This is a genomic window from Bacillus sp. JJ634 (assembly GCF_036962285.1).
Taxonomy (GTDB): Bacteria; Bacillota; Bacilli; order Bacillales; family DSM-1321; genus Peribacillus; species Peribacillus asahii_A.
In genome coordinates this window covers 1-9,331 of sequence record NZ_JBALMU010000172.1, presented here as the reverse complement: position 1 = coordinate 9,331, position 9,331 = coordinate 1, and the positions used below count along the sequence as shown (strand labels likewise).

General features: G+C 35.0%; 7 protein-coding genes and 3 pseudogenes. 4 read left to right on the top strand and 6 right to left on the bottom strand.

Translation table 11 applies throughout. The features are described from left to right. Nucleotides 1-1,076: 1,076 nt before the first annotated feature. From V7068_RS20495 to V7068_RS20480, 4 genes and pseudogenes are all read right to left on the bottom strand, one after another. On the bottom strand, nt 1,077-1,877 hold the full coding sequence (locus V7068_RS20495) for a fumarylacetoacetate hydrolase family protein (RefSeq protein ID WP_375350706.1): 801 nt from the start codon (nt 1,875-1,877) through the stop codon (nt 1,077-1,079). Nucleotides 1,878-2,535: 658 nt separating this feature from the next. Continuing rightward, nucleotides 2,536-3,831: an IS110 family RNA-guided transposase gene (locus V7068_RS20490; protein ID WP_499714323.1), complete on the bottom strand. Its 1,296-nt coding sequence runs from the start codon at nt 3,829-3,831 to the stop codon at nt 2,536-2,538. A gap of 274 nt (nt 3,832-4,105) precedes the next feature. Continuing rightward, a pseudogene (locus V7068_RS20485) lies at nt 4,106-5,194 on the bottom strand (sigma-54 interaction domain-containing protein); the annotation flags it as partial. A gap of 578 nt (nt 5,195-5,772) precedes the next feature. Further along, on the bottom strand, nt 5,773-5,940 hold the full coding sequence (locus tag V7068_RS20480) for a transposase (RefSeq protein WP_499714322.1): 168 nt from the start codon (nt 5,938-5,940) through the stop codon (nt 5,773-5,775). 270 nt (nt 5,941-6,210) lie between these two features. Between V7068_RS20480 and V7068_RS20475 the strand changes: the two genes are divergently transcribed. The 3 genes from V7068_RS20475 to V7068_RS20465 all read left to right on the top strand — a co-directional run bounded on the left by V7068_RS20475 (nt 6,211) and on the right by V7068_RS20465 (nt 7,510). Continuing rightward, nucleotides 6,211-6,393, top strand: a complete 183-nt coding sequence (locus V7068_RS20475) for a YolD-like family protein (RefSeq protein WP_499714321.1) — start codon at nt 6,211-6,213, stop codon at nt 6,391-6,393. A 574-nt stretch (nt 6,394-6,967) separates the two neighbouring features. Then, nucleotides 6,968-7,303, top strand: a complete 336-nt coding sequence (locus tag V7068_RS20470; RefSeq protein WP_499714320.1) for a tyrosine-type recombinase/integrase — start codon at nt 6,968-6,970, stop codon at nt 7,301-7,303. 12 nt (nt 7,304-7,315) lie between these two features. Then, complete coding sequence (locus V7068_RS20465) at nt 7,316-7,510, top strand: hypothetical protein (RefSeq protein ID WP_499714319.1); 195 nt, start codon at nt 7,316-7,318, stop codon at nt 7,508-7,510. Between the two features lie 319 nt (nt 7,511-7,829). Here the strand turns inward: V7068_RS20465 and V7068_RS20460 are convergent. Beyond that, nucleotides 7,830-8,363, bottom strand: a pseudogene (locus V7068_RS20460) (IS6 family transposase); the annotation flags it as partial. Nucleotides 8,364-8,426: 63 nt separating this feature from the next. Next, nucleotides 8,427-9,125 carry an IS6 family transposase gene (locus V7068_RS20455; protein ID WP_499714318.1) on the bottom strand — a complete coding sequence of 233 codons (699 nt, stop codon included), beginning with the start codon at nt 9,123-9,125 and terminating at the stop codon, nt 8,427-8,429. Nucleotides 9,126-9,198: 73 nt separating this feature from the next. On the opposite strand from V7068_RS20455, the pseudogene V7068_RS20450 reads away from it, so the two are divergent. Then, a pseudogene (locus V7068_RS20450) lies at nt 9,199-9,331 on the top strand (IS110 family transposase); the annotation flags it as partial.

Genomic DNA, 9,331 nt, shown 5'->3' with positions numbered 1-9,331 from the left:
AATCAAAATAAAAAGCTCAAAGCATATTCTTTATGCTTCGAGCTTTTTATTTTGATTAACTAAGATTTAGAAATGATTTTAATTGCAGCTTTAAGTATTTCTAAATCCCTTTTTAATATTAAATTTTCATATTCTATATCATTATTAAAGAAACTTAAGTTAGTTTGATTATTAGATAACGGGCCTTTGACCCAGCGATAAATAGTTGTTAAAGAAATTGAATATTCTTCACTTAAATGTTTTATTTCTCTTCCTGTTGAAAATTCAGAAATAATTTTTCTTTAAATTCATTACTGTATGTTTTTCTTTTCAACTAATAAGTTTGTATATATAGTATTTTGAAAGTGATACAGCCATTGAAGAAGGGGAGATAACATTAATGAATAAACAGACGCAAGAATTGATAGATTCAATTAATTTTTAAAATGCTCTAAATAGTACTTGTTTAATTAAAAATCATTATTTTTTAACGGGAATGTTTATTAAATAACGTGCCGCAGTTTTTTTCGTTTTTATTAGTGAACGTTCATATCCTTATTCCATTAAAGGGCGCTATTATGGAATAAAACTTAGATTTTTAAACGAATTTATTGTTATTTTTTTTAGTTCGGTAAAGCATTTATTATTAAAAATTAAACAACTTTATTTTACCCCCCTCCTAAAATCAGGACGGGGTTATGGTTGTTTGAGCTTTTAAAATTAAATAACTTTATTGTCATTTTACAACTGTCCCTTTATTGTTTATATGCTTATTCAACTAACTCCCTTTTGTTGAATAAAAAAAGAGATGCCGCAGCAACCTCCACTCTTAAACTCAAACACTCCGTTAGTTCATTAAGAAATGATTCAATACTCAACTATATTTAGCCATTGACCATCAGGTTTATCATTTATCTTAAATAAATTGACACCAAGCTCTTTTAATACTGCCGTTACTCTAGCAGCACCACATACAAATGCAAGTACAAAGAAACTCTTCTTTCTTTTTATTGCGATGTCCTCTGTAACATTTTAAAAAGTCGGCTCATCTATTTATGAATATTTTCATTTTTGGTTATTAAGAATGCTGGCACATCCTACTGGACAGAATTACACAACTGACCGATTTTCTCGACTTCCACAACTACCACATCCCCCGACTTAACCGGGCAGCTGCCAGATGGTGAACCCGTGGCCAAAATGTCACCAGGCTCCAGTGTCATCACCTGCGAAAGCCAGCTGATTAGATACGGAATGCTCAGAGACATTTGATTGGTATTCCCGTCTTGGACAACGCGGCCGTTTAAAGTGGTTACAATCCGCAAATTTGTAGGATCTACCCCGGTAACGATGCACGGCCCCAAAGGCCCGAACGTATCAAATCCTTTGCCCCTCGTAAACTGTGGATCTTTTTTTGTAAGATCTCTTGCTGTGACGTCATTAAATATCGTGCAACCAAACACATAATCAAGCGCATCTTCTTCTTTAATGTTTTTTCCGCGCTTTCCAATGACCAGGGCTACTTCCCCTTCAAGTTCCACTTGGTTGGTTAGATCGTTGGGAGGAAGAAAAATCGTTCCCTTGTCTGGAATAAGCGAAGATAATGGCTTTAAAAATAGAAATGGCTCTATAAGGTTTGGCTCTCCCCCTGTTTCCTTCGCATGATCTGCATATGTCCAGCCGAAATTAACCACTTTAGAAGGTTTTACTGGCTCCAAAATTTTCACGTCACTATATTTCACCTTTACCCCGTCATACTTTATTTCCTTGTTGACAAGTTCAGCAAAACTGCTAGACAGTTGTAATATTATCTCATCATCCTCAACAATACCGTAATGTATTTTGCCATGTTGATTCTGATAGCGAACTATTTTTTGTGTTTTTTGTAGTATATGCATAATGAATAAACTCCTTTGATAAGTAAGGTATACTGACCTCAGGTAATATAAAATTCGGGTCTCCACATAATCGCAAACGAAGACTTCCAACTCCATTATAACCGATAAGCTCAATGAAACTGAAATTTAGCTTCCACATACAATTAAAGCTACCCAATAGTTTAAGTACATTTCTTCACAAGTTATTCCAAATATTAACATAGATACATACCCATTTTTCTTAAAAGGTGTTGTTCAACAATCTCCCTCAATAAAGAATGTAAAATCTAACGATTTCTCCTGTTTTCTTAGATTCTCATAGTAGTCTTGTTTCAAAGATTACCTTTTGTATGGATAAAGATACATTATTAGGATAAAATTGGACATTTGAAGAAAAAAGACTTGTAGCTTACTAACCAATCACTTGCATAAATTGGGTAATTATCAAAAATATGATAGCACTGGTGGATGTCCACATGTCTCATGGAGGTCAACCCTCCCATGCCTCACAGAGTCTTTGCTCCCAAATTCCTTCGTCTAACCTTTCCATGAGGTGGATGTCAGTTACGGTGGCCCACAGGGTCCTTGCCCGAAGTATTGTTGCTTTACTGACTAATCCGTGCTTCAATGTCCAATAACCATCAATACCATTACAATTGTAATCCCATCTACAAAAGAATTAAGCGAATACTTCTGCCTTCTGATATCCTGTCATATGAGGAATATCCTTCAACATTCTCTCTTCCTGAAACTCAAACTGTTTTTTACCGATGGCAAATAATATTCGTATTAATTTATTACACAAAGCGATAATAGATTGCATCTTTTTCAATGGGTTGTCAGGTCGTTGTGTGTAATAGGTATGGAGTGCTTTAAAAGCTGAATTCTTCGCAACGAGTACCATACAAACTCTGAACAACAGAGCACGAAGTTTCTTTCTACCTCGCTTCGTAATTCTTGTTTGTCCTTTGTGCTTACCAGACGTATTTTCCTTGAGACTTAACCCAGCGAGCTTGATGATTTGCCTAGGGTGAGAGTACTCATTTAGATCTCCGACTTCTGCAAAAAAGCCTGCGACAGTATCTCTTCCGATTCCCTTGATGGCAAGCATCTGTTGAACGCCAGGTATTTGATCAATTAATGCATCTATTTTGGTATCCAATTCTTCGAATTTAGACTGGATTAATTCATATTTAGCTATCAATGTTTGTAATTCTAATTTCGCCATATCTGCCCCTTGACGAATACCAATAGATTCACGGGCTACTTGTTTTAAGTCCTGAATCTTACTAAGTCCTACACTACGTTTAACAGCTTTTCTTAAGTAATTTAATAGCTCTTGATCAGAGAAATGTACAAGTTCATGTGGTAATACATTTAACTTTAAAAATTGTAAAGCTGCCTTACCTTCCCAATTCTTAAAAACTGTTAAAAATTCAGGGAAATATCGGTCAATCCAGTTATGCATTTGACCCTGTACAATTTGTTGGTCAACAGTTAAGAAATCACGAATTTTCTTAGCCACACGGAGTTCTGCATAAATTCCTTGTAGAATAGTTGGTTCAGCATATCTCCCGTCCTTGACCAATTGCGCAATAACTCTAGCATCTTTTATATCGTTTTTAGTTGGTGAATTATCATCTAATTCCTTACTTTTCTTTACGTGTAATGGATTAACTAACACAAATTTAATCGTATGTCCCCTAAGAATATAAGCTAAATTAAGCCAATAATGACCTGTCGGCTCCATACCGACAATCACTTGATCCATCGTTTGAGCTTGCATAAGTCGTGAGATCCAATTAAGAAAATGACAAAATCCTTCTTTTGTATTTTCAAAGTAACAAGGTGAGCCAAACTCTAATCCTCTAAAATCTTGAGCTCTGGCTACATGTTTGAATTTTGCAATATCTACTCCGATAATAAGTGTTTTAGGAGTAATTTGAGAGATTTTCTTATTTTGGTTATAATTCATGATAGGCCTCCTGGTTATGATAGATTTTGTCCTTTTCGCTGGCCAGCTTCAGGACATTTTAATCATACCAAGAGGTCTTTTTGATATTCAAATCTCATTTTCATTCATTACAGGAATGCTGGCCCCTTTGTTGAATAGAATGACTCACATTTTTTTAAACAACTTTATTATTTTTTAAACGATTTTATTGTAAATTAAACAACTTTATTATCTCTGTACAGCTTTTTCAGTATATCATTTTTTGCACAGTTAAATAAAATGTTGCATGTAATTATTATTTGCGCAAATTAGTTTTTTCCATTTTATAGTACAGGCTTCTTACTGAAATCCCCAGTGATTTAGCAGTCAGCATTTTATTCCCTTTAAAGGTCTGTAATGCTTGCTGAATAACTTTCGCTTCGTATGTTGCGACTATTTCACTTAAAGACTCGCCTGTTTTAAACAGAGTTTCAAACGATGAAGCAGCTTCATTCCGATAGTCAAGGCTTGGGCTTGTGCCTACTAAATTTGGAATATGCTCCGCTTCGATTATTTGTTCATCGAACTTCATTAAAATAATTGCTTGGCCTAAAATATTTTCTAATTCCCGAACGTTCCCTGGCCAATCATATTGCCTTAGTTTTTCAATTGCATCTTCTGTAATCCCTTCAATACTTCGTCCATATTCTTGATTAATCTTATGAATTAAATGCTCTGCTAACTCCTTCATTTCCTCTTTCCTTTTTCTCAAAGGAGCAATAAAAACAGGCATACGATTTAATCGAAAATAAAGATCTTCTCGAAAATCTCCACTCTTAATAGATTGCTCTAAATCAATATTCGTTGCGGCAATGACACGTACATTAATAGGAATCGGTTTCGTTCCCCCAACTCGCATGATTTCACGCTCTTGTAATACGCGAAGTAACTTGGCTTGAATCTTTGGCGTTAACTCGCCAATTTCATCTAAAAACAAACTGCCGTGATTCGCTTCCTCAAAAAAACCGACCTTACCACCTCGTTTTGCCCCTGTAAACGCCCCATCCTCATAACCAAACAACTCGCTTTCCAACAAAGATTCCGAGACAGCTGCACAATTGACGCGTACAAACTTATTAAATTTTCGCTCACTAGCATTATGAATCGCATGAGCAAATAATTCTTTTCCTGTTCCCGATTCACCACGCAGCAGCACCGTTGCTGGCGTTTTAGCAGAAAGTTTAGCGTGTTTAATAGCCAATACCATATCATCAGACCGCCCAATAATATCCTCAAAAGAATATTTTGCTTGTAATGTTCGTATAAGCCGCTGAGCATGCTTTAATTCATTCGTCAATTTTGGGATTTCAGAAACATCATGTATAACGCCTACACTTCCTTTCAATGCTTGGATTAAAGTCCTTAGGGACTGCCAAACGAATTATTGCGAGGATAGAGGCTATGCACATGATCAAAAAGAATTCATCCATCAACTATTTGGACTAGTTGCTTAAGACCAGGGGGCACTATAAATCTTACGCTTTTTTATATTTTCTTCAAGTATTTGCACCAGAAACGGGATTAATGATATACTCAACACCTTCATTTTTGATGTTACCGTTTTCAATCATAATCTTTTCTGCCCTATCAAAGGTGCGTTTCATAATCACGTAGATATTCATTTGTATCTCTCTATTTTCCTTATATATCCAATCTTGAATACTTGCTAACTTAAAACAATTATGTAATACATTTAGATGATATAAATAGTTCCGGTACAAATATAACTTATTAGAAACATAGAATCTCAATATCCTTTTCATTTACCAATTATGATGCTACCCCAAGTAATTTATATAAGTCTCGATGAATTTTCCGACATGGCTAGTGATTCAATGCGTTGGGTACCTTCGCCGGACAAGTGTCCAGATATTCCATAAATAAAAGGACGGATTTTCGGATGTCTTTTCGTGTGGCATGAAATCAGTTAACGATAACACTTCTTTTTAACCAATCCCAAATACGCTCTACCGCATTTAAGCTTGGAGAGTAAGGTGGCAAAAAAAGAAGAGTAAGATGATCTTCTTTTTCTTTCAAAAAAGGTTTCAAAAGCTTAACATGATGAATCCGAGTATTATCCAGAATCATCACGATATGCTTCCCTTCCAGTAAGCTACCATTCTGATATCATTATCATTGTCGAGTTCTTGGAGGGAGATTTAGGCTCGATGAAAATCTTTTGTTCAAGTTTTCACAAATTGTTCAAAATCAAAATGAAAACGCTTACGTTTCTTGGTGTATAGTATATGTATACTAACTAATTCCCTAGCGTTACATCAACTTTTAAAGAATGTTTCATAAATAATTGATTTCTATCATAAAGTTTACTTTTATAAGACCAGACAGGAAGGAGAGAATCGAATGATCTTGAAATCATTGAAAAAAAATTACTTAACGACCATCACTTATTATAAAGATGGATTATTAAAATCATGTCAGGGCCATATATATCAACTTAACCTAAATGATCAAACTCTTTCCTTAAAGGATGAAAAGCAAAATATTTTCTCTATTCGTTTATCTGGCATCAAGGAAATACATTAACTTAATTACTCGTATTTACCAAAGTACGGCTCAAATCTCAATAAACATCTACTTCTCCATAAAATCGACATTCTGCGGTTTATTCGGGCCGCCATGTCCCACTTGATAAAGTTTCAAGGTGAACTAGGTAAGGTCAATATAGATCAGGAGTAAGTTGTATAACGCATCTATATACGTTATATAAAACTTACTCCCCATATTTCTTCATTCAAAATAGCATCTTTCAGGATTTTTTCAAGATATTTATAATCCCTTTTCTTCTCAAGAGATTCGTCTTCAAAGATGATTACAAACAGTTAAACTTTGTTTTAAATACACGCAAAATGGGTAGTCAGTACAAAATCTGACTATCCATTTCGAATGCAATTTAGCGTTTAAAAAGTGTGCAATTTATCTCTTAAATTCACACTTTAGTCCATCACCAGTGATATTCCTAAATCAATAAGAAAAGTATACATTCAAAACATTGATTCTATTGGCATGAATGGAAGGATGAGGCGTAATGGCAAAAGAACATTTAATTGACGTTCAACCTATTAAATCATTGAAAAAATTAAATGATATTAAATAGTCGTTGAAAAGACATTGCAGCAAAAGGGATTACATATTGTTCCGGTTAGGCATTAATACTGGTTTGTATGTATCTAATCCATTATCGTTAAAGGATATTAAAGGTAAGACAAAGAGGCCTAGAAAAATACAGCTTAATAAGGCTGCAGATATGGTAGACATTGAAAGTGTAGATACTCATACCATGCGGAAAACATTCGGGTACTGGTTCTATAAACAGAGTAAAGACGTGGCTAAATTACAAATAATCCTTAACCATTCACACCCTGAAATTACTTTAAAGTACATTGGGATTACTGATGAAGAAATAGAAGACAGCTTAAATAACTTTGTACTATAGGAGGACGGACAAATGACACTAACTGAATACAATGCAAGGTATGAATATATCATTCACAGTAATATTTCTGACAGACAAAAGGCACTGAAATTAGCTGATTTAATGATTGATATGGAAGGACAACTAAGAAATGAAATAGGGGAGCATCAAAATAAAGAGGTAAATGCTTTGTATAGAAAAGTATCTCTTCTATCTAACTTGTTATAATCCAGCTTGAGACCTTGCCTTATGTGCAAGGTTCTTTTTTGTACTTGAAAGTAGTGAACACAATTGAAACTTGAATTAAATGCTTCGTTTATGTAAGCTCTTCCCTTATATTTTTGCATGTCGTAAATTAACCAATTAACAGGATGCACGTGGTCGTACCCCCTATCTCTCCCCCTTAAAACAACATGATGGGTTGTTAATATATCTCACAACTTATGATGGAAATGAAATTGATAACAATGTTTTTGGTTCTAGTGCAAAAATCATTTAATAGAGACATAGAACCTACACGAACGATTATGATGCAATTTCAAACAACTTATGGGTGAAGTTCTCCTTTTTTCATCATATGCATGGCTTCAACGCCACTCAATATAGAAGTCACTGTTTCATACGACTTGAATCCCAACATAGAACGCACACGTTTTTTAATGAAACGGTGATCTTGTTCCACTATATTATTGAGATATCTAACTTGCCTTATTTGTATGCCTTCAGGCATACTTTTCTCTTCTTTTAACTCTTGAATCGCTACGGGATAGGCTGGATTTTTGTCTACTGTTATAACACGAGGTTTACAAATAGGAGAAGCAGCCAAGGCTTTCTTAAAAAAGTGCTTGGCTGCTTGTTTATCTCTTGATTTACTTAAATAAAAGTCAATGATATTCCCTCCTGAATCGACTGCACGATATAAATACATCCATTGACCTTTTACTTTCACATACGTCTCATCGACTCTCCAGGAATCATTTGTTGTCTTAAGATGACGTCGTACTCTTTCGTCTAATTCAGGTCTATATTGATACACCCAACGCATAATGGTAGTGTGAGTGATAGACAAACCTCGTTCCTGGTTCTGGTGCAAAAATAAAGTAAAAAAGAAGGCAGCGTATCTATTCCTTAACGGAATCATGTCTTATGATGCTAGCCCAAACAATTGATGAATGAATTCTTTCTGATTTCGAACAGACTGATCCCGTAGATCTATTTGTTCTTTTTTAATCATATGCATAGCTTCCACTCCTGAAAGAATAAATGCAGCTGTTTCTATAGATTTGAAACCTAACATAGGGCGGACTCGCTTTTTAATAAACCGATGATCCTGTTCCACGATGTTGTTTAGATATTTTATTTGTGTGTCTTTCGGTACTTGTTTTTCTTCTTTTAGCTCCTCAATAGCTACTGGATAAGCCGGATTCTTATCTACAGTAATGACACGTGGTTTGGAAACATGCGAAAAAGCCAAGGCTTTCTTGAAAAAGCGCTTAGCTGCTTGTTTATCTCTTGATTCACTTAGATAAAAATCAATGGTATGCCCTTCTGAATCAACTGCACGATATAAATACATCCATTGACCTTCTACCTTGATATATGTCTCATCTACCCGCCAAGAATCGTTTGTTTTCTTAAAGTGACGGCGAACTCTCTTATCTAATTCAGGTCCATATTGATGGACCCAACGCATTATCGTGGTGTGGGCAATGGATAAGCCACGCTCCTCCATTATTTCTACGAGATCGCGAAAGCTTAAATTGTACCGGAGGTACCATCTCACTGTAAGCATGATAATTTCTGGTTGATAATGTTTCCACTTAAAAGCACTTGGCTTAATCATACTGACTCCACATCCTTTTTAGATTAGTAGTATCAGTATATCCATGTTTAGGAGATTACTAACAGATTAATTGAAGTTTTTGCACCAGAACCTTTTAAGCCTAGGTATGTATATAAATATTCTTCTTCAGTACAAAGAGCATCTATCAAAGTTAGAGACAGAGATAGACGCTCTCGCTAAAGAAATTGAAGAATATACTATTATCA

Coding starts and splice junctions, on each gene's coding strand:
- V7068_RS20495 (WP_375350706.1), bottom strand. CDS start 1,877: ATGCATATACTACAAAAAACACAAAAAATAGTTCGCTATCAGAATCAA.
- V7068_RS20490 (WP_499714323.1), bottom strand. CDS start 3,831: ATGAATTATAACCAAAATAAGAAAATCTCTCAAATTACTCCTAAAACA.
- V7068_RS20475 (WP_499714321.1), top strand. CDS start 6,211: ATGATCTTGAAATCATTGAAAAAAAATTACTTAACGACCATCACTTAT.
- V7068_RS20465 (WP_499714319.1), top strand. CDS start 7,316: ATGACACTAACTGAATACAATGCAAGGTATGAATATATCATTCACAGT.
- V7068_RS20455 (WP_499714318.1), bottom strand. CDS start 9,125: ATGATTAAGCCAAGTGCTTTTAAGTGGAAACATTATCAACCAGAAATT.